The sequence below is a fragment of the Pseudomonas sp. NBRC 111140 genome, from assembly GCF_001320885.1.
GTDB classification, from domain to species: Bacteria; Pseudomonadota; Gammaproteobacteria; order Pseudomonadales; family Pseudomonadaceae; genus Aquipseudomonas; species Aquipseudomonas putida_P.
Map to the genome: position 1 here is coordinate 1 of NZ_BCBQ01000083.1, position 21242 is coordinate 21242.

The 21242-nt window shown below is 64.1% G+C and carries 12 protein-coding genes; 10 read left to right on the top strand and 2 right to left on the bottom strand.

Annotated features, from left to right (window positions below; translation table 11 throughout):
• The 4 genes from APH42_RS22440 to APH42_RS22455 form a co-directional block, all read left to right on the top strand.
• Positions 1-2238, top strand: a 2238-nt coding sequence (locus APH42_RS22440) for an efflux RND transporter permease subunit (RefSeq protein WP_060494240.1), incomplete at its 5' end; no start/stop codon positions are given.
• The gene (locus APH42_RS22445; RefSeq protein WP_060494241.1) at positions 2235-5342 is read left to right on the top strand and encodes an efflux RND transporter permease subunit; all 3108 of its coding nucleotides are present in this window, start codon (positions 2235-2237) and stop codon (positions 5340-5342) included. The genes APH42_RS22440 and APH42_RS22445, both read left to right, overlap by 4 nt.
• On the top strand, positions 5339-6829 hold the full coding sequence (locus APH42_RS22450; protein WP_012271979.1) for an efflux transporter outer membrane subunit: 1491 nt from the start codon (positions 5339-5341) through the stop codon (positions 6827-6829). Before APH42_RS22445 ends, APH42_RS22450 begins: the two co-directional genes overlap by 4 nt.
• 266 nt (positions 6830-7095) lie before the next feature.
• Positions 7096-9183, top strand: a complete 2088-nt coding sequence (locus tag APH42_RS22455) for a bifunctional diguanylate cyclase/phosphodiesterase (protein WP_012271980.1) — start codon at positions 7096-7098, stop codon at positions 9181-9183.
• Here APH42_RS22455 and APH42_RS22460 read toward each other — a convergent pair.
• Both APH42_RS22460 and APH42_RS22465 read right to left on the bottom strand, forming a co-directional pair.
• Positions 9180-9440, bottom strand: a complete 261-nt coding sequence (locus tag APH42_RS22460; protein ID WP_012271981.1) for a DUF1652 domain-containing protein — start codon at positions 9438-9440, stop codon at positions 9180-9182. The genes APH42_RS22455 and APH42_RS22460 overlap by 4 nt on opposite strands.
• Positions 9441-9710: 270 nt before the next feature.
• Positions 9711-10358, bottom strand: a complete 648-nt coding sequence (locus APH42_RS22465; RefSeq protein ID WP_012271982.1) for a DUF1345 domain-containing protein — start codon at positions 10356-10358, stop codon at positions 9711-9713.
• 168 nt (positions 10359-10526) lie between these two features.
• Here APH42_RS22465 and pgm point away from each other — a divergent pair, with 168 nt between their 5' ends.
• From pgm to APH42_RS30585, 6 genes are all read left to right on the top strand, one after another.
• The gene (gene pgm / locus APH42_RS22470) at positions 10527-12164 is read left to right on the top strand and encodes a phosphoglucomutase (alpha-D-glucose-1,6-bisphosphate-dependent) (RefSeq protein ID WP_060494242.1); all 1638 of its coding nucleotides are present in this window, start codon (positions 10527-10529) and stop codon (positions 12162-12164) included.
• A 78-nt stretch (positions 12165-12242) separates the two neighbouring features.
• Positions 12243-12755, top strand: coding sequence for a sigma-70 family RNA polymerase sigma factor (locus APH42_RS22475; protein WP_012271984.1), 513 nt, complete (start codon positions 12243-12245; stop codon positions 12753-12755).
• Positions 12752-13696, top strand: a complete 945-nt coding sequence (locus tag APH42_RS22480) for a FecR domain-containing protein (RefSeq protein WP_060494243.1) — start codon at positions 12752-12754, stop codon at positions 13694-13696. Before APH42_RS22475 ends, APH42_RS22480 begins: the two co-directional genes overlap by 4 nt.
• A 66-nt stretch (positions 13697-13762) precedes the next feature.
• Entirely contained in the window at positions 13763-16165 is a 2403-nt protein-coding gene (locus APH42_RS22485) for a TonB-dependent receptor (RefSeq protein ID WP_012271986.1), read from the top strand.
• A 281-nt stretch (positions 16166-16446) separates the two neighbouring features.
• A complete protein-coding gene (locus APH42_RS30580; RefSeq protein ID WP_256217840.1) occupies positions 16447-19416 on the top strand; it encodes a dermonecrotic toxin domain-containing protein in 2970 nt (989 codons plus the stop codon).
• A complete protein-coding gene (locus APH42_RS30585) occupies positions 19364-21241 on the top strand; it encodes an NEL-type E3 ubiquitin ligase domain-containing protein (RefSeq protein ID WP_256217841.1) in 1878 nt (625 codons plus the stop codon). The genes APH42_RS30580 and APH42_RS30585 overlap by 53 nt, the downstream gene beginning before the upstream one ends.
• The last annotated feature ends 1 nt before the right edge of the window (position 21242 follow it).

The following is a 21242-nucleotide window of genomic DNA, read 5'->3' on the forward strand; positions in this document are numbered from 1 at the left end:
CAGCCGGGCGCCAACGTGATCGAAGTGGTCGACCGCATCAAGGACCTGCTGCCGTCGATCACCGACAACCTGCCGGCTGGCCTCGATGTCTCGGTGCTGACCGACCGCACCCAGACCATCCGCGCCGCGGTCAAGGACGTGCAACACGAACTGCTGATCGCCATCGTGCTGGTGGTGATGGTCACCTTCGTCTTCCTGCGCCGCTTCAGCGCCACCCTCATTCCATCGATTGCCGTGCCACTGTCGCTGATTGGCACCTTCGGGGTGATGTACCTGGCCGGTTTCTCGGTCAACAACCTGACGCTGATGGCCCTGACCATTGCCACAGGCTTCGTGGTCGATGATGCCATCGTCATGCTGGAGAACATCTCCCGGCACATCGAAGAGGGCGAGACCCCCATGCAGGCGGCGCTCAAGGGCGCCCGGCAGATCGGCTTCACCCTGATTTCGCTGACCTTCTCGCTGATCGCCGTACTGATCCCGCTGCTGTTCATGGCTGACGTGGTCGGCCGCTTGTTCCGCGAGTTCGCCATCACCCTGGCGGTGGCCATCCTGATTTCCCTGGTGGTGTCGCTGACCCTGACGCCGATGATGTGCGCGCGCCTGCTCAAGCGTGAGCCCAAGGAAGAGGAACAAAGCCGTTTCTACCGCGCCAGCGGTGCCTGGATCGACTGGCTGATCAAGCACTACGGCAGTGCCCTGCAGTGGGTGCTGAAGCACCAACCGCTGACGCTGCTGGTGGCAGTGGCCAGCCTGGCGCTGACGGTATTCTTGTACATGGTGGTGCCCAAAGGCTTCTTCCCGGTGCAGGACACCGGGGTGATCCAGGGTATCTCCGAAGCGCCGCAGTCCACCTCGTTCGCCGCCATGAGCGAGCGCCAGCAGGCGCTGAGCAAGGTGATCCTGCAAGACCCTGCGGTGCAAAGCCTGTCGTCCTACATCGGTGTCGACGGCGACAACGCCACGCTCAACAGCGGCCGCCTGCTGATCAACCTCAAGCCCCACGGCGAGCGCGATGTCACCGCCAGCCAAGTGATCAGCCGCCTGCAGCCGCAAGTCGACCGGCTGGTGGGCATCCGTCTGTTCATGCAGCCGGTACAGGACCTGAGCATCGAGGACCGGGTCAGCCGTACCCAGTACCAGTTCAGTCTGTCGTCGCCGGACGCCGACCTGCTGGCGCAGTGGAGCGGCAAGCTGGTGCAGGCGCTGCAGCAGCGCCCGGAACTGGCCGACGTGGCCAGCGATCTGCAGGACAAGGGCCTGCAGGTGTACCTGGTGATCGACCGTGACATGGCCAGCCGCCTGGGCATTACCGTGTCACAAATCACCAACGCCCTGTACGACGCCTTCGGCCAGCGGCAGATCTCCACCATCTACACCCAGGCCAGCCAGTACCGCGTGGTGCTGCAGTCGCAGGATGCCGCCGTGATTGGCCCGCAGGCGCTGGAGTCAATCCACGTCAAGGCCACCGATGGCGGCCAGGTGCGCCTGTCGGCGCTGGCGCGCATCGAGCAGCGTCAGGCGCAGTTGGCCATTTCCCACATCGGCCAGTTCCCGGCGGTGACCCTGTCGTTCAACCTGGGCCACGGTGCATCGCTGGGCGAGGCGGTGCAGGTGATCGAGCAGGTGCAGAAGGACATCGGCATGCCGCTGGGCGTGCAAACCCGCTTCCAGGGCGCGGCCGAGGCTTTCCAGGCATCGCTGTCGAGTACCTTGCTGCTGATTCTGGCAGCGGTGGTGACCATGTACATCGTGCTGGGCGTGCTGTACGAGAGCTACATCCACCCGGTGACCATCCTCTCGACCTTGCCATCGGCAGCGGTGGGGGCCTTGCTGGCCTTGCTCATCAGCGGCAACGACCTGGGCATGATTGCCATCATCGGTATCATCCTGCTGATCGGCATCGTCAAGAAGAACGCGATCATGATGATCGACTTCGCCCTGGAGGCCGAGCGCCACCAGGGCATGAGCCCGCGCGATGCCATCTACCAGGCGGCGCTGCTGCGCTTCCGGCCGATCCTGATGACCACCCTGGCCGCGCTGTTCGGTGCGGTGCCGCTGATGCTCGCCACCGGTTCGGGCGCCGAGCTGCGCCAGCCGCTGGGCCTGGTGATGGTCGGCGGGCTGCTGGTCAGCCAGGTGCTGACGCTGTTCACCACCCCGGTCATCTACCTGTACTTCGACCGCCTGGCCCGCCGCTGGCGCCCGGCCACTGACGTGAAGCAGGCCGAGGCATGAACCTGTCTGGTCCGTTCATCCGTCGCCCGGTGGCGACCATGCTGTTGAGCCTGGCGATCATGCTGCTGGGTGGGGTCAGCTTTGGCTTGCTGCCGGTGGCGCCGCTGCCGCAAATGGACTTCCCGGTAATCGTGGTGTCGGCCAACCTGTCCGGCGCCAGCCCCGAGGTCATGGCCTCCACCGTGGCCACGCCGCTGGAGCGCAAGCTGGGGAGTATTGCCGGCGTCACCACGCTCACCAGCAGCTCCAACCAAGGCTCCACGCGTGTGGTGATCGGCTTCGAGATGGGCCGCGACATCGACGGCGCGGCACGTGAGGTGCAGGCAGCGATCAACGCCACCCGCAACCTGCTGCCCAGCGGCATGCGCAGCATGCCCACCTACAAGAAGATCAACCCGTCACAAGCGCCGATCATGGTGTTGTCGCTGACCTCGGATGTGCTGCAGAAGGGCCAGCTGTACGACCTGGCCGACACCATCCTGTCGCAGAGCCTGGCCCAGGTGTCGGGGGTAGGGGAGGTGCAGATCGGTGGCAGTTCGTTGCCGGCCGTGCGCATTGCCGTCGAGCCGCAATTGCTCAACCAGTACAACCTGTCGCTGGACGAGGTGCGCACGGCGGTGTCCAACGCCAACCAGCGCCGGCCCATGGGCTTTGTCGAGGACGCCGAGCGCAACTGGCAGGTGCGTGCCAACGACCAGCTGGAAAGCGCCAAGGACTATGAGCCGGTGGTGATCCGCCAGCAGAACGGCACCATCCTGCGGCTGTCCGACGTGGCGACCATCACCGACGGCGTCGAGAACCGCTACAACAGTGGCTTCTTCAATGACCAGGCAGCGGTGCTGCTGGTGGTCAACCGTCAGACCGGCGCCAACATCATCGAAACGGTCGACCAGATCAAGGCGCAGTTGCCGGCCTTGCAGTCGTTGCTGCCCGCCAGCGTGCAACTGAACGTGGCCATGGATCGCTCGCCTGTGATCAAGGCCACGCTGAAAGAGGCCGAGCACACCTTGCTGATCGCCGTGGTGCTGGTGATCCTGGTGGTCTACCTGTTCCTCGGCAGCCTGCGCGCCTCGCTGATCCCCAGCCTGGCGGTGCCGGTATCGCTGGTGGGCACGTTCGCGGTCATGTACCTGTGCGGCTTCTCGCTCAATAACCTGTCGCTGATGGCGCTGATCCTCGCCACCGGGCTGGTTGTGGACGACGCCATCGTGGTGCTGGAGAACATTTCCAGGCACATCGAGGACGGCCAGCCGCCGATGAAGGCGGCCTTCCTGGGCGCCAAGGAAGTGGGCTTCACCTTGCTGTCGATGAACGTGTCGCTGGTGGCGGTGTTTGTCTCCATCCTGTTCATGGGGGGCATTGTGCGCAACCTGTTCCAGGAGTTTTCCATTACCCTGGCGGCGGCGATCATCGTCTCGCTGGTGGTGTCGTTGACCCTCACGCCGATGCTTTGCGCTCGTTGGCTCAAGCCGCACCAGGCCGAGCAGACCCGCCTGCAGCGGTGGAGCGACAAGCTGCATCAACGCATGGTCAATGCCTATGACCGCAGCCTGGGCTGGGCCATTCGCCACAAGCGCCTGACCCTGCTCAGCCTGCTGGCCACCATCGGCATCAACATCGCCCTGTACGTGGTGGTGCCCAAGACGCTGATGCCGCAGCAGGACACCGGCCAACTGATGGGCTTTATCCGCGGCGACGATGGTCTGTCGTTCAGCGTGATGCAGCCGAAGATGGAAATCTACCGTCGCGCCTTGCTTGCCGACCCGGCCGTGCAGAGCGTTGCCGGTTTCATCGGTGGCAACAGCGGCACCAACAACGCCATGGTGCTGGTGCGCCTGAAACCGATCAGCGAGCGCAAGATCGATGCGCAGAAGGTGATCGAGCGCCTGCGCAAGGAAATGCCCAAAGTGCCCGGCGGGCGTCTGTTCCTGATGGCCGACCAGGACTTGCAACTGGGGGGCGGGGGGCGTGACCAGACCTCGTCGCAGTACCTGTATACCCTGCAAAGCGGTGACCTGGCGGCATTGCGCCTGTGGTTCCCCAAGGTGGTCGCGGCGCTGCGTGCGCTACCGGAATTGACCGCCATCGACGCCCGCGATGGTGCCGGTACCCAACAGGTGACGCTGGTGGTCGACCGTGACCAGGCCAAGCGCCTGGGCATCGACATGGACATGGTCACCACGGTACTGAACAACGCTTACAGCCAGCGGCAGATCTCCACTATCTACGACAGCCTCAACCAGTACCAGGTGGTGCTGGAGATCAACCCGAAATACGCCTGGGACCCAAGCACTCTCGAACAAGTGCAGGTGATTACCGCCGACGGGGCTCGCGTGCCGTTGTCGACCATCGCCCGCTACGAAAACAGCCTGGCCAACGACCGGGTCAGCCACGAAGGCCAGTTCGCCTCGGAGGATATCGCCTTCGACGTCGCCGAAGGCTACAGCCCCGACCAGGCCATGGCGGCGCTGGAGCGCGCGGTGGCCAAGCTGGGCTTACCCGAGGAGGTGATTGCCAAGCTCGGCGGCACTGCCGATGCCTTTGCCAAGACCCAACAGGGCCAGCCCTTCATGATCCTTGGCGCACTGCTGCTGGTGTACCTGGTGCTGGGCATTCTTTATGAGAGCTACATCCACCCGCTGACCATTCTCTCGACACTGCCTTCGGCCGGCGTCGGGGCCTTGCTGGCGTTGTACGTCACCGGCGGCGAGTTCAGCCTGATCTCGCTGCTGGGGCTGTTCCTGCTGATTGGCGTGGTGAAGAAGAACGCCATTCTGATGATCGACCTGGCTTTGCAACTGGAGCGCCACCAGGGCCTGTCGCCGGAAGAGTCGATCCGCCGGGCCTGCCTGCTGCGCCTGCGGCCGATCCTGATGACCACCCTGGCAGCCATCCTCGGCGCCTTGCCGTTGCTGTTGAGCCACGCCGAAGGCGCAGAAATGCGCCAGCCGCTGGGCCTGACGATCATCGGCGGCCTGGTGTTCAGCCAGATCCTCACCCTTTATACAACGCCGGTTGTCTACCTGTACCTGGACCGCCTGCGCCACCGTTTCAACCGTTGGCGCGGCGTGCGCACCGACGCCGCCCTGGAAACCCCGCTATGACTTTTGCCCAGACCCCACTTCACCGCGCCCTGCAAGCGCTGACCCGTGGGCGTGGCTCGCGCCTGCTCGGCGCCGGGCTGTGCGTGGCCTTGCTCAGTGCCTGCACACTGAGCCCGGACTACCACCGCCCCGAGCTGAACAGCTCGGCGGCGCAGTTCAAGCACGCCGAAGGCTGGACCCAGGCCTCGCCGTCCGATGCCATCGCCCGCGGCGCCTGGTGGGAAATCTACGGCGATGCCGGGCTCAATGCGCTGGTCGAGGAGCTTAACCGCAGCAACCAGACCGTGGCGCAATCAGAAGCCCAGTACCGTCAGGCCCAGGCGCTGGTGCGCAGCAGCCGTGCGGCGCTGTTCCCCAGCCTGGACCTGAGCGCCAGCAAAAACCGCTCGGCGCAGGGTACCGGCAGCTCCAGTTCGAGCCTTTCCAACAACAGCAGTGGCATTCGCAACACCTACAACGCGCAGTTGGGCGTGAGCTGGGAAATCGACCTGTGGGGCAAGCTGCGGGAAACCATGAATGCCAACGAGGCCAGTGCCGAAGCCAGCTTCGCCGACCTCGCTTCGATCCGCCTGAGCCAGCAATCGGAGCTGGTGCAGAATTACCTGCAATTGCGCGTTATAGACGAGCAGAAACGCTTGCTGGAAGCCACCGTGGCGGCCTACGAGCGCTCGCTGCGCATGAACGAGAACCAGTACCGTGCCGGTGTCGCTGGCCCTGATGCCGTGGCCCAGGCCCGCACCCAACTCAAAAGCACCCAGGCCGACCTGATCGACCTGATCTGGCAGCGCGCGCAGTTCGAGAACGCCATTGCCGTGCTGCTGGGCAAGGCTCCCGCCGACTTTGCCCTGGCCGACAGCAAGGCGATTCCGGCACTGCCGCAAATACCGGTTTCGCTGCCTTCGCAACTGCTGGAGCGGCGCCCGGATATCGCGGCGGCCGAACGTAATGTGATGGCGGCCAACGCCAACATTGGCGTGTCGCGGGCAGCGTACTTCCCGGACCTCAGCCTGAGCATGAGTGGCGGTTATTCCAGCAGCAGCTTCAGCAACTGGATCGAGCTGCCCAACCGCTATTGGTCGGTAGGCCCGCAGTTGGCGCTGACTCTGTTCGACGCTGGCAAACGCAGCGCCGAGGTCGACCGCACGGTGGCAGTGTATGACCAGACCGTTGCGCAGTATCGCCAGACGGTGCTGGACGGCTTCAAGGAAGTGGAAAACCTGCTGGTGCAGTTGAAGGTGTATGGCGATGAAGCCGTGGTGCGCCAGGAAGCGCTGGATGCCGCCCGCGAGTCGCTGCGCCTGACCGAGAACCAGTACCGCGCCGGGCTGATCGGCTACCTGGATGTGGTCAACGTGCAGACCACGGCGCTGAGCAACGAGCGCAGTGTGTTGAACCTGCTGCAAGGGCGCCTGGTGGCCAGCGTGCAACTGGTGGCTGCGCTGGGGGGCGGCTGGGATGCCGAGCAAGCCTTTGCCGAGCAGGACTGAAGCAATCGCACGCGTTTGTGGGCGCGGCCTTGTGTCGCGAAAGGGCCGCAAAGCGGCCCCAGATTATTCGCGTAACCATTAATATAGCTGGGGCTGCTTCGCAGCCCTTTCGCGACACAAGGCCGCTTCCACAAGGTACAGCGCATAGTTGTATCATCCAGGTATTGGATCCATTCCCATTCGCAAAAACCCCGTGCGTTTCGCTTAAGCTTGAGTACAATCGTCAGCTTTTGCCGGGCACCCTGTCCCGTCGCTGGAATTCCCCAATGTTGACCGGTAGCTACTCCTCTTCGCTGGTGTTGATTTCGCTGTGCGTGGCGATCCTGGCGTCCTATACCGCCCTCGATCTGACCGGCCGTATCGCCACGGCCAAGGGCCGAGCTGCCTACCTGTGGATGGGCGGCGGTGCACTGGCCATGGGCATCGGCGTGTGGTCGATGCACTTCATTGGGATGCTAGCCTTCAGCTTGCCCATCGACCTGGGTTACGACCTTGCCCTGACCGCGTTCTCGCTGTTGATTGCCGTGCTGTCCTCGGGCTTTGCCTTGTGGTTGGTCAGCCAGCCGAGCCTGCCGGCGCTGCAACTGGGGCTTGGCGCGTTGATCATGGGCGCTGGCATCGCCTGCATGCATTACACCGGTATGGCCGCGCTGCGCATGCTGCCGGGTATCGATTACGACCCGACGTTGTTCGGCGCCTCGTTGCTGATTGCCGTGGGCGCCTCGGCGGCGGCGTTGTGGATCGCCTTCCGCCTGCGCAGGCACACCCCCTATGTGCGGCAGATTCGAGGCCTGGCGGCGGTGGTCATGGGCTTTGCCATCGTCGGCATGCATTACACCGGCATGGCGGCGGCGAATTTCCCCGAGGGCAGCTTCTGTGGTGCGCTGGGCGGCGGGCTGCAGGGTGAGGGCCTGGTCTACCTGGTACTGATCACCACCCTGGCGGTACTGGCTGTGGCTTTGTTGACCTCGGTGTTGGACGCACGCCTCGAAGCGCGTACGGCCGAGCTGGCCCGTTCGCTGACCTTGGCCAACCAAGAGCTCACCCAACTGGCCCTGCACGACACCCTCACCGATCTGCCCAACCGTACCTTGCTGGCCGACCGTATCGAGCAGGCCATCGCCAAGGTAGCGGAGCAGGGCGGTTGTTTTGCCCTGATGTTCATCGACCTGGACGGCTTCAAACCGGTCAACGATGCCTTTGGCCATCACATCGGCGACCTGCTGCTCAAGGCCGTGGCGGCGCGCCTGCGTGGCCACCTGCACAGCCAGGACACCCTGGCGCGAATTGGGGGTGACGAGTTCGTGCTGTTGGTGGAACTGCAGGAGCCGAATGATGCCATGGACGTGGCGGTCAAGCAGGTCAACCTGGTGTCACGGCCATTTCGCGTGGCCGAGCACGACCTGCAACTGTCGGCCAGCCTGGGCATCGTCCTGTACCCAGGCAACGGCCAGGACCAGCATGAGTTGCTGCGCAATGCCGACGCGGCCATGTACCACGCCAAGAGCGCCGGCAAGAACGGCTACAGCTTCTTCGATGTGTCGATGAACAGCAACGCCCGCCAGCAACTGCAGTTGCTGCAGGACTTGCGCCAGGCACTGGAACAGCGCCAGTTCCGCCTGCATTACCAGCCCAAGTTCGACGCCCAAGCCTGCCAGCCGATCGGCGCCGAGGCGTTGTTGCGCTGGGAGCACCCGCAGCATGGCCTGCTGCTGCCCGACCGTTTCATCGGCCTGGCGGAAAAGACCGGCCTGATCATTCCTATTGGTGAGTGGGTGTTGATAGAGGCCTGCCGGCAGATGCGCCAGTGGCTGGACCAGGGCCACAACGGCTGGCGCATGGCGGTGAACCTGTCGGCCATCCAGTTCTGCCACGCCGGGCTGGTAGAGAGCGTGGCACGCGCCCTGGAGCAGAATGGCCTGCCCGCCAACTGCCTGACCCTGGAAATCACCGAAACCACCGCCATGCACGACGCCGACGCCAGCCTGACCGTGTTGCAGCGCCTGTCCGACATGGGTGTGGACCTGTCCATCGATGACTTTGGCACCGGCTATTCCAGCCTGATGTACCTCAAGCGCCTGCCAGCCAACGAGCTGAAGATCGACCGCGGCTTCGTGCGCGACCTGGAGCAGGACAGTGACGATGCCGCGATCGTTTCGGCCATTGTCGCACTGGGCCAGGCGTTGGGCCTGCGTATCGTTGCCGAGGGGGTGGAGACCGACATGCAGCAGGACTTCCTGACCCGCTTGGGTTGCGATTCGCTGCAGGGTTACCTGCTGGGCCAGCCGGTGCCGGCCGAGCAGTTCATGGGCAAGTTGCGGGCGATGGGCGAGGAAAGTAACGCTGCGGGCTAGACCGCAGCGCGCAAGGTAACCGCGGGTATGAAGGCATCCATCTCCGCCTCGACGGCCTCGATGATGCGTTCTACATCGGCGGCAGCCATGATCGCCGCACAAGGGATGCCGGCAATTGCCAGCAGGGTTTCACCGCTGGCGCGGTCAAACAACCGCGCGACCATGCTGCGTGGCGCATCCATGCTGGCCTCGAAGCCCAGCGGGTGGAAATGCCAGCGCATCACCTGGCAGGCGTTGGGGAACGTCATCTTGTTCATGCCAGCCTCCTTGTCCATGCCTGGACGTGGTGAGCGGGTGGCCACTTCGATGCAGCCGCCGGGAAGGTAAACATAGCACCTGTCACGGGCGATTCTCGGCTGCAAATACGACAAATGCGCTAATGCATGACAGCGATCACATCCTTGTCGTGGGTTAGGATTGTTCGGTGACTGCGTGGCAAACGTTTTCCTGGCAGTGTGGCGGCCGGTTTTCCCGTTGAGTTGCATTGATTTCGCCACCGTTCAGCATCCAGGTTTCAGACGAGCGGTTCAACCCAGCAGCCCGGCGGCGATATTGATGGTGAACCCCAAAATGGCCGTATTGAACACGAACCCCACCAATGAATGCGCCAGCACCACCCGGCGTAATCCTCGCCCTGCGACGCCCACGTCAGACGTTTGCACCGCGACGCTGATGGTGAACGAGAAGTAATGAAAGTCCCAGTAATCCGGGTTGCGTTCGCCATCAGCGAAGCGCAGAGGCGGTTCGTGGTTTTGCCCGGTGTAGAACAGCCGCGCGTAGTGCAGGCTGAAGATGCAGCCGATCAGCAGCCAGGAACCGGCTACGGTCAGGCCGGTGTAAAGGTAGTGCAGGGCCAGCGGTGTGCCTTGCAGGCCGCGGCTGGAAACCAGTTGCAGGGTGACCGCGGCAAGGCTGGCGATGGCGGCGATGCACACGGTCAGCAGGACTATGCCCGCGTTTTCGTCTTCGACACGGGCGACCTTGCGGACTTTATCGGGGCCTGCGTTCCAGCTCAGGTACAGCACCAGCAGCAGGTACAGCCATACGCCTAGGTTCCAGCCGGCGAGGATGTGCTGCACGGTATCGCCAGCTGGGATCAACCAGGCGCCAACAAGGCCAACTGCTGCGGCGAGGCTCAGGCGAGGGTGTGTGCGGGTCAGGCGGTGGAAAGCCATGGGGCCTCTTTTACAAGGGTATGGCTTGTACTCTAGACCAAGACACCAGCACAAAGCTGCAGCACAGGCTGAACCGCCTGTTCTTTGCTGCCGCCCATCGCACACCCTTGCAACTCTCAGTACACTGCACGCTCCAACACCAACATCTGTTGAACTCGAGGTTTTTGCATGACGCTCAGTCCTTTGGCAGGCAAGCCGGCTCCGGCCAGCGTGCTGGTCGATATTCCCCGACTGCTCACCGCCTACTACACCGGCCGCCCCGACGCCGCCGTGGCGGCCCAGCGCGTGGCCTTCGGCACCTCGGGGCACCGGGGCACTTCGCTTGAATTGAGTTTCAACGAATACCACGTCCTGGCCATCACCCAGGCCATCTGCCTGTACCGCCAGGAAAAGGGCATCGACGGCCCGCTGTTCATCGGCGCCGACACCCACGCCCTGTCGGCACCGGCCACCGCCAGCGCCCTGGAAGTGCTCGCAGCCAACGGCGTGCAGGTGATGCTATCGAAGGATGACGAGTACACGCCCACGCCGGCCGTGTCCCACGCCATCCTTTGCTACAACCGTGGCCGCCAGCAGGGGCTGGCCGACGGCATCGTCATCACCCCGTCGCACAACCCGCCGCAAAGCGGTGGCTTCAAATACAACCCGCCCAATGGCGGCCCGGCCGACAGTGATGTGACCAAGTGGGTCGAGGCCAAGGCCAACGAACTGCTGGCGGCGAACCTGGCGGGCGTCAAGCGCATGGACCATGGCCAGGCGCTGCAGGCCCCGACCACCCAGCGCCACGACTACGTGAGCAACTATGTGGCCGACCTGGAAAACGTCATCGACTTCGACGTCATCCGTAGAGCCAAGCTGCGCCTGGGCGTCGACCCGCTGGGCGGGGCAGGGGTGCGCTACTGGTCGGCCATTGCCGAGTACTACCAGCTGGACCTGGAAGTGGTGAACACCGAGGTCGACCCGACCTTCCGTTTCATGACCGTCGACTGGGACGGCCAGATCCGCATGGACCCTTCGTCGCCATACGCCATGCAGGGCCTGATCGGCCTTCGTGAGCGCTTCGACGTAGCGTTCGCCTGCGACCCGGACCACGACCGCCACGGCATCGTCACCGCCGATGGCCTGCTGCAACCGAACAACTACCTGGCCGTGGCCATCGACTACCTGTATCGCCACCGCCCGCAATGGCGCAGCGACGCCGCCGTGGGCAAGACCGTGGTCTCCAGCGGCCTGATCGACCGTGTAACCGAGCGCCTGGGTCGCGAGCTGTACGAAGTACCGGTGGGCTTCAAGTACTTCGCCCAGGGCCTGTTCGACGGTTCGCTCGGTTTTGGTGGTGAAGAAAGTGCAGGGGCTTCGTTCCTGCGCCGCGATGGCTCGGTGTGGGCCACCGACAAGGACGGGTTGATCCCGGCCTTGCTCGCCGCCGAAATGACCGCCCGCACCGGGCGCAACCCAAGCCAGGCCTACGCCGACCTGACCGAAGCACTGGGCAAGCCGTTCGCCACCCGTGTCGAGGCCAAGGCTGACGCCCGGCAGAAGGCGCTGCTGAGCAAGCTGGCGCCGGAGCAGGTGAAATCGACCGAGCTGGCCGGTGAGCCGATCGTGCAGATCCTCAGCCACGCGCCAGGCAATGGTCAGGCCATTGGCGGGCTGAAGGTGATGACCGCCAATGGCTGGTTCGCCGCGCGCCCGTCGGGTACCGAAGACATCTACAAGATCTACGCCGAAAGCTTCATCGACGAGGCGCACCTGCAGCGCCTGGTGCAGGAAGCACAAGTGCTGGTGGATGCGGCAATTGCCTGACCGGTAACAAACCGCTTGGTTCTGTGGTGTGATGTAAATTAGAATTAATCTTATTTACACCGCCGCAGGGCCTTCCCGATGATAGACGCCGCGCCGCCAACCGAGCCAAGCCTGCCTGCCCTGTACCGGGAGCACCGCGGCTGGCTTGAAACCTGGTTACGTCGGCGTCTGGGCAATGCCTGGGATGCTGCCGACCTCAGCCAAGATACCTTTCTGAGGGTATTGGCCAGTGCCCAGCCACTGGCAGACATTCGCGAACCGCGCGCTTATCTGCTGACCGTGGGCAAGCGCCTGCTGAGCAACTTCCACCAGCGGCGCAGCCTGGAGCAAGCCTACCTTGATGCCCTGGCCAACCTGCCCGAGCAGCATGTGCCTTCGCCAGAACAGCGTTGGGTGTTGCTGGAAACCCTGCAAGCACTGGATGAGTTGCTCGACGGCCTGAAGGCGCCGGTGCGCAAGGCCTTTCTCTGGAGCCAGCTGGAAGGCCTGGGTTACGCCGAAATTGGCCAGCGCCTGGGTATTTGCGAACGCTCCGTCAAGCGCTACATGGCGCAGGCCTATGAACATTGCCTGCTGGCCGACTTGCAATGAGCCACAATCCTCCCCAAACGCGCGAAGCGCTGCGTGCAGCGGCCCGTTGGCTGGCGCTGCTGGATTCCGGCGATGCCAGTGAGACTGACTTGCGCCACTTGGCGCAATGGCGCGCCAGCAACAGCCTGCACGAAGACGCCTGGCAAAAGGCAGCATTGCTGCGTGCGCGGTTTTCCGGGTTGCCCGGGGCGTTGGCGATGGCCACCCTGGACCGCCCGGATGCCGGCCGCAGGGCGCTGCTCAAACAGGCCCTGGGCGTGGCGGCGCTGCTGCCGACGGCCTGGCTGGTGAGCCGCGAGCTGCCACTTGATGCCTGGACCGCTGACCTGCGCACCTCGGTAGGCGAGCGCCGTCAGGTACTGCTGAGCGACGGAACTTTCGTGCAGTTGAACACCGACAGTGCGGTCAATATCGACCTGGATGCACGCCGTGTGGCACTGCTGCGCGGCGAAGTGGCAGTCAAAGTCCCCGGTAACCTTTTCCTGAGCCTGCAGGTGCCTTACGGCCAGGTGCTGCTCAGTGAAGGCGATGTGTGCTTGCGTCTGGTCGATGAGGCCTGTCGGGTGTCGGTGGTCAATGGGATGGCCAGTCTGCAGCCGTTGCGTGGCCCAGCAGTGATGTTGCGGGCCGGGCAACAGGCCAGTTTGCAGGCCGCGGGTGTCGGCCCTGTCAACGGGTTCGACGCTTGGCCACTGGGCTGGCGCGAAGGCGTGCTGCGGTTGGATGATCGCCCATTGGGCGAGTTGCTACACGAGCTGCGCAGGTATCGCCCCGGCGTGTTGCGTTGGGCACCTGCGCTTGAGGGCCTGCGTGTTACCGGCACATTCCGCCTTGACGATACCGACCGGGTGCTGGCCTTGCTGGCCGCCAGCCTGCCGTTGCAGGTGCATACCCGCACGCGTTATTGGGTGAGCCTGGCCGCACAAGAAAATCGTGCATGAGGCTGTCCCCTTTTTTTCACTCGCCGGTCATTACCGGTATGAGAAAATAAAGGGGAGCCTTGTTCGATGCCTGCAGTAAAGTCTTGCCGCCCGCGCCCACTGGCGCGCGCAGCACATCCGTTGTTTGCGATGAGCCTGTTGTTGTGTGCACCGGCGTGGGCCGATGAGCCTGCCCGGCGTACCTACCAGGTAGCACCCGCCAGCCTGGGCACCGCGTTGACCCACTTCGCCGACCAGGCCGGTGTCAGCCTATCGCTGGACCCGGCACTGGTCCAGGGCCGGCACAGCAGCGGCCTGTCCGGTAACTACAGTGTCGAAGAGGGCTTCTTGCAGCTGCTGCGCGACAGCGGTTTGCAGTTGATGCCGGTGGGTGAGGGCGCCTTCACCCTGGTACCAACACAGTCCAGCGGCGCACTGGAAATCGCCCCGACCAGCATCGTCGGCGGCTTGGCTGCAGGTAGCGAAACGCAGCCATACGCCGGTGGCCAGGTGGCGCGCCAGGGCGCTCAAGGCCTGCTGGGTTCGCGTGATTTCATGGAAACCCCATTCAGCATCACCAGCTACACCAGCGAGCTGGTGAAGAACCAGCAGGCACGTACCTTGGGTGAGTTGATTGCCAGTGATCCCTCGGTGCGCGCGACCAACCCGGCGGGTGGGCGTTTCGAGCAGTTCACCATTCGCGGCTTCAGCCTGTTCAACAGTGATGTGGCGTACAACGGCCTATACGGCATCTTGCCGACCTACTCGATCGACATGGAAATGGCCGACCGGGTCGACATCATCAAAGGCCCCAGCCAGTTGATCAACGGCATTTCGCCCCGTGGCAGCGTGGGCGGCGGGATCAATGTGCAGCCCAAGCGGGCCGGCGACAAGCCGATCACCGCGTTCACCGGCAGCTATGCGTCGGCTGGGCAGGCAGGTGGCGCCGTGGACGTTGGTCGACGCTTTGGTGAAGGGCAGCAGTTCGGCGTGCGTTTCAATGGGGTGAAGCAGGCCGGTGACACCGAATGGGACCACCAGCGCGTCGATCGCGAAATGGCCGTGCTGGGCCTGGATTTTCGCGGCGAGCGGCTGCGGCTTTCAGCGGACCTCGGGCATACCGAGCGTGATACCGACGCGCCGCAGGAGCGTGTGCTGGTGGGTGCGAATGCCAAGGTGCCGGATGCCAATGACGTACGCCACAACTACGCTCAGGCCTGGAGCAAGGCGCGCACCAACGACACCTTCGGTGCGCTGAACGCCGAGTACGATATCAGCGAATCGCTGCTGGCCTATGGGGCAGTCGGCGCGCGCAAGAGTAACCATGACTTCCTGCGCCACAACGTGTCTATTACCAACGATGCCGGCGATTTCACCGTTCAGCCGCGCGATTTCACTCGCGACGAATCGGTGCGCACCGCCATGGCCGGCCTGCGCAGCTGGTTTCATACCGGGCCGGTCAGCCATGAGCTGAACCTGGCCGCCAGCTATTTCTACATGGACTTCACCAACGGCGGTGCGCGTTATGCCTCGGCGCCGAGCAACCTCTACAACCCGGTTGCTACCCCGACACCGGGTACGCCAACCCGCATCGACCCGCAGGTTTACACGGAGAACCGCTTCTCCGGCGTGGCCCTGGCCGACACGCTGGGCTTTTTCGCCGACCGTCTGCTGCTGACCCTGGGGGCGCGCTGGCAGCGGGTGCAGGTGGATGACTGGAGCGACGGCATCAAAGGCGACACGGCCTATGACGAAGAAAAGGTCTCACCGTCGGGTGGCGTGTTGCTCAAGGTGACCGACCAGCTGTCGTTGTACGCCAACTACATGGAGGGCCTGAGCCAAGGCAAGATCGCGCCATCGACCTCGATCAACGAGGACCAGATTTTCCCGCCGTTCACCAGCCGCCAGGTTGAGGTAGGGGCCAAGTACGATTTTGGCCAGGTGGCGTTCACAGCCAGCGCCTTCCGCATTCGCCAGCCGGCCTACGAAACCAACGCCACCTCGCGGGTGTTCGGCCCCAACGGCAAGCGCGACAACCGTGGGATCGAGCTGAGTGTGTTTGGTGAGCCTGTACAGGGGGTGCGCGTACTGGGTGGGGTGATGTACATCGACAGCGAGCTTACCGATACCGTGGGTGGCGCCTTCGATGGCAACCGCGCGCCAGCGACGCCCGAATACAACGTCAATCTCGGTGCCGAGTGGGATGTGCCGGGCGTGAACGGCCTAACCCTGACGGCGCGGGGCATTCATTCCAGTTCGCAGTACCTGGACCAGAACAACAGCAAGCAGATCGACGGCTGGGAGCGGTATGACCTGGGGGCGCGCTATGCCTTCAAGGTGGATGCTGCCGAGGTGACCTTGCGTGCCAGTGTCGAGAATGTGCTGGATGACCGTTACTGGAGCTCGGCGGGGGCTTCGGATGACAGTGAGCCCGGCTTGACCCTTTCCACACCGCGCACCTACTTGCTGTCGGCCACAGTAGGTTTTTAAGCCCTGTACGGTCCATGTGGGAGCGGCCTTGTGTTTTGAGGAGGGATTAGAATCTGGAGTGAGAGCGGTGAATGGCCAGCTGAATGCCACTCTGATCTCGAATCACAAGCGTGGGCCAGCCAAAGTCCTCAAGCTGGTGGCCCATCCGGAGTTGGCCTCGGTGAAAAGCACGGCATCACAGGTGTGAAACACACGGCCACCGGCTGGGCATCAATTATGTAGCCCGACCACAGGGCCCTGGGTCATTAGCCTCTGTACTCCCCGAAAATGGAGCAACGACGATGACCCAGCCCCCCTTGTCCCCGCATTTGTCCTTCATTCACACGCGCATGCCTTCCTGGTTCGCGCAGGCGTCCACGGCCGAGCGCCAGTTGCTCAAGCAGCGCGTCAGGCAGAGCCATGCCGCGATGCGCCGCCTGCGCGAGGCGCTGGCGCCGGTGCAAAGCATCGAGACCTTCTGCCGCCCGCTGCTGGAGCAAGCCCTGCAGCGCTGGTTCCCGGACCAGGTGCTGCCCAAGGTCGACCAAGCTCGGGTGTGGAGTGATGGCAACGGCCATAGCTGGCTCGAGGCAGCCTTGCAGAACTTCGATGCCGGCGCTCGCGTCACCCTGTACGACTCGGCCACCCGCCTTGAAAAGCGCTCGGGCGAACAAGCGGCCACCTTCGTCAGCGGCGTACGCAATCTCGACCTCGGTCAGCGCTATCGCTATCACCTGGGCGACCATATAGATACCGACGGTTTTCGCGACCTGGTGCGCCAGTACGCCCGGGCCACCTTCGCTGCCGAGCTGACCCAGGCTACGCTGCAAGGGCATCTGGATGCCGAGGGTGCACTGATGGGTGAAACGATATTCGCCGGTCTAGCCGAATCAGCACGCAGTCAGTTGCAATGCGGCTTCCTCAGCCTGTTCGGCATCCCCTTGCATGGCCCTATGCTGGTCCGCCTCGCACCGCGCGATGCTGTCGAGCGTTGCCTGCTGTATCTGCCAGGTCATCCTGGTCAGCCACTGCGCCAGTACCCCTCAGCGCAGGCCGCGAGCACGGCGCTCACCCAGATGCTGTGGCAGCAAGAGGAGCGCGAGTACTTCACACGCTTTGTCAGTCTTGCCGAGCAACCTCTTTTCAGCGCACGGCTGCGTCAGATCCTGTACCCGCGCTACCCATATGCCGAGCTGCATCCATCTGCTCCCGTGCTGGAGAAAGGCGAACGCTTCAGCTGGCTCAAACGCGTGTTTCCTGCCACTACCGACCTCTGGCAGGAAACCCTCGACAAGAACGCGAGGCTGGACATCACCTTCACGCCGTGGCCTAGGGATGGCTTCGTCGAGTACGCGCGCATCGAGGTCGAGCGACGCATGCAGGATGCCGCCATCCTGGCCGTTCCAGCCGCCCAACGTGATGCCGATGCCCAGTTTGCCCGCATCCAGAGCTGGCTGGGCGTCGGCCTGACCGTGCTCAACCTGGCGGGATTCTTCGTGCCCGGTCTGGGCGAGGTGATGCTGGTCATCGGCGGTGCGCAGGTGGTCGACGAATTCCTCGACGGCGTGCACGCCGCCAACGAAGGCGATGCCGATGCCGCGATCGGTCACCTGTTCGACGTGCTGGCAAGCCTTGCACAGTTCGCCGCCCTAGGCGCCGCGGGACGCTTCATCGAACCTCAGGGCATCTTGCACAGCTGGCAACCAGTAGGCACCGACGGTGAACAGCGACTGTGGTCCGGTGAGCTGACACCCTTTTCCCGCCCCCGGCCCTGGCCACTCGGCCAGGCCCGTGATGGCCGAGGCCTGTACCTGTGGGAGGGCAAGCCATGGTTCGAGCGCGACGGGCAGGCGCTGCCGCTCGAACAGGTCACAGACGGCACCGCTCGCCTGCCATCGGTCCGGGGACAGCGGCACCAGCCTACACTGCTCGGCAACGGCCAGGGCACATGGCTGTTCGAACACGATCGCCCCTTGGACTGGCAGGCCGACACCCTGCTCGAACACCTGGGCCCCGCTGCCCAAGGCCTGGATGCGCAAACCCTCGGCAAAGCGTTGCAATGCAGCGGCTACGATGCCGCAGCGCTGCGCCGAGTGTTGCTGGATCACAGACCAACCCCCGCGTTGCTGCTCGAAAGCCTCGAAGCTCTCGGCGCACACCCGATCGGCGTCCCGGCCAACGAACAGCCGTTGACCGCCATCCTGGCTCGCGACTTCCCATCGCTCACCCAGGCGAGCCGCTCGGAGATCCTCGCCCAGGCGTCGGCCAGCGACATCGCCCGGCTACAGCAATCGGGGCGCTTGCCCTTGCGGCTGGCCGAGACCGCACGGCTTTACCTGCGTGAAAGCCGCATCGGCAAGGCCCTTGCCCGCTTCCACCATGGCAACGGCGCCACCACCGACCGCGATGCCCTGGCATTCGCCGCGTTACGGCGTCTGCCTGGATGGCGCGGCAAGTTGCGCCTCGAACTGCGCGACTCGAACCTCAGGGGGCGGCTGCTCGCCAGCACAGGCGAGCAAGGGCTGCCCACCAAGACCCTGGTGCGCAACGCCGATGGATATACCCCCCATGACGCGTTCGGCAACGAGCTGGCGGGGCGCAGCGATGTATACCGCGCGATGCTGCAGGCGTTGCCCGACAGCGAACGTGACGCACTCGGGCTGCTGATCCATGAGCAGGGCAAGCTGCGCGACAACCTGTTCGAACTGGCCGCCCGTGACCGTCGGCAAGCCGCTCTGGACCTAGGCATGACACCGGTTCGACCGATGTACCGACTGCCCACCCGCCTACCCGGTGATCGTCGTATCGGCTATCGCCTCAGTGGCCGAGGACGCGCTTACTGGACTGAAGACGAGCTGTTCGATCAACTGTTCCCGGCCACACCGCAAGGCGACCGGGAGATGCTGCGCCAGCGCCTGCGCCACCAGGCCGGCCCGTCTGCTGGTGGACTACCGCCGACTCGACAGCGTACTGCAACGCTGGGTACACGCCCCCGAGGGCCTCCTGCCCGGTGCGCAGGAACAGCAACATGGATTGCGCGAAACCTTCGCGCAACGCATTCGCAGTGCGTGGCGCCGGGAAAGCGCAGAAGGGCCGCACGACAACATCGACGATATCAACCTGGTGCTGGAGGGGCATGGCCTGACCAGCGTACCCGCTTTGCCCATAGGCCTGCCTCACGTTCGCCTGCTCAACCTCAACGGTCTCAACACCCCAGACATGCCCGGCCTGAACGCGTTTCTCGAAGCCTTTCCCGGCCTGCGCCTGCTTGACCTGGCGGAAAACAGCCTAAGCCGTCTGCCCCAGGCATTGGCCGAGATGCACGAACTGCAGGCACTGGATATCTCGGAAAACAACATTGACCTGGACGGGGAGGAAAGCCTCGCGCTGCTCGAACGTATGCCCCACTTGCAACGGCTCAACCTCACCGATGGCATTCACACCCTCTCGGTGACTACGCTCGAGCGCCTCAGCGCCCTGCCGTCGCTGGCCTGGTTCCAGGCCGACCTCAACGACCTGATCATGACCGCCGAACACTTTCAGGCCCTGCAACGCTGGCCGGCCTTGATCGGGTTGAGCCTGGCTCAGAACGCGATCGTGCTGGATGAGGCCGCACGTACCGCACTGGCCGGGCTCAACCGTCTGGAGATGCTGTCGCTGTACGAAAACCCGCTGGCCCTGGCCCCCGACTTGAGCGGCTGGACACGCCTGCAGCGACTGGACCTGGAACTGACCAACATCAGCCAATGGCCGGCGGGGCTCGAGGCCCTCATGAACCAGGAGCCTCTGGTGCTGCGCCAGCTGGACCTGAGCGCCAACGAGCTCGCCGTTACCCCCGACCTGAGCCAGACAGCCTTTGCCCGCGCGGTACGCGATCACCTCGAAGGCATTGCCTATTCCTTCAACGGCAATCCTTTCGACGAAGCGGCCCTGGCCAATCTCGAACAGGCCGGCTTCACCACCCTCCCAGCCCTTGCACAGGCCAACCCTTGGGCCGCCGACTGGCCTGAGTCGTTGCGTTTGCACATTGCCGAAACGGCTGACGATCCACAGTGGCAGCCGCTCTACAACCTACTCGAACGGCTGCCCGATACACAGGACTTCCTGGACGCCCCAGCCCAGATGCGCCAGCGCATGCAACACGTGGTCGAAATGTTGTCCAGCACGCAAGAAGGCGAAGCCGATACCGGCTGGGGCCGGGCGCAGGTGCAGCAGCAGATCAACGACCTGCTCGAGGACGCCACCCAGGAGTGCGTGGACCAGGCCATCGTGCTGTTCCAGCAAGTCGAGACGCAAGTGACGGTGTGGCAGACGGTCGCCCATGCCGCGGCTGCCGAAGCCGACGAACAGGTTGCCGTGGACAGTGCCCGCGCGCTGCTGCGCCAGCGCCTGCTCGACGAACGCGTCGGCGCTCTTTATCAGGCGCGGCTGGCCAGACGCAGGGCCTTGCGGGCCGATGACCATCACCCGACGGACAACCCCGTTCCAGCCCTGCACCCCGACGATGGCATCAGCGATCAGGAACTGGTCAGCGATCACCCCGACGAACTGGAGATGGCCCTGCATGCGCGTATCCAGCTACGACAGAGGCTGAACCTGCCGCCGCAACCGCAGGCCATGCGTTTCCCGCAACTGGCGCACCTCGATGAGCCGACCCTGCAACGCCTGGGTGATGCCGTGATCGAGGGCACGAGTGCCTCCGCCCTCGAACACTGGGCAGTGGACCAACCCTTCTGGCGAGCCTGGCTGCGCCGTTTACGGCCACTGGCCTTCGAAAGGCTGGCCGAACGCTGGATGGGCGCCTCCGAATATTTCGACACGCTCACTGACCCGTCGGCCGAAGCGGGTGCCTATACCGGCCCCGCAGTGCCAGCGCTCTACATCGACGCACTGGAGCGTGAGGTGGGCGATGTGGATGGGCTTGCCTGGCGCTTGAACGGCGTGCTGCAACGCGTCAACCTGGCCAGCGGTCGCTATCCCAACGAGAACACCCTCTACCAGAGAGCCGCGGACCTGCTGCTGCGTTGTCGCAAGGAAGATGAAGCCGAACTGCTGCGCGAGCTGACCGAAACCATGGTCCAGGCCCACCGCGAATGAG